Source organism: Dysgonomonas mossii (assembly GCF_004569505.1).
Lineage (GTDB): Bacteria > Bacteroidota > Bacteroidia > Bacteroidales > Dysgonomonadaceae > Dysgonomonas.
In genome coordinates this window covers 1-383 of sequence record NZ_SPPK01000159.1, presented here as the reverse complement: position 1 = coordinate 383, position 383 = coordinate 1, and the positions used below count along the sequence as shown (strand labels likewise).

At 72.3% G+C, this 383-nt stretch carries 1 protein-coding gene; it reads left to right on the top strand.

Going from position 1 to position 383, the window contains the following annotated elements; genetic code table 11:
- Positions 1 to 383 (top strand): hypothetical protein (locus E4T88_RS19120; protein WP_221411851.1); only part of this gene is annotated, 383 nt, incomplete at both ends.

Sequence of the window (383 nt, the reverse complement as noted above, 5' to 3'; positions counted from 1 at the left end):
GCCTTCGACCAGCCGGTGACGGCCCGCGACCCGGCCCTGCGCACGCGCATGGACGAACTCGGCAACCGCCTGCTCGCCGCGCTCGATGCCGCCTCCGACGCGACCGAGAGCGCGATCCAAGACCTCGACCCGGCCTATGGCAGCCTCATCGATGCCCGGGCGACGACGTGGCTGGCCCGCACCACCGACGGCCGCGCGGCGCTGGTCGTGAGCCAGATCCTGGCCGCCGACCGCGCCGCCACCCCTGATGACTGGGCGCAGCTGAACAGCGCCGACGCCCAGAACCGGACGGCCTGGCAGCTCGTCGGGCGCATGATCCGGGTCAACGGCTTCGACGGTTCGGTGAAGGAGGCCTACGACCGGGCGGATCGGCTCTACTATGC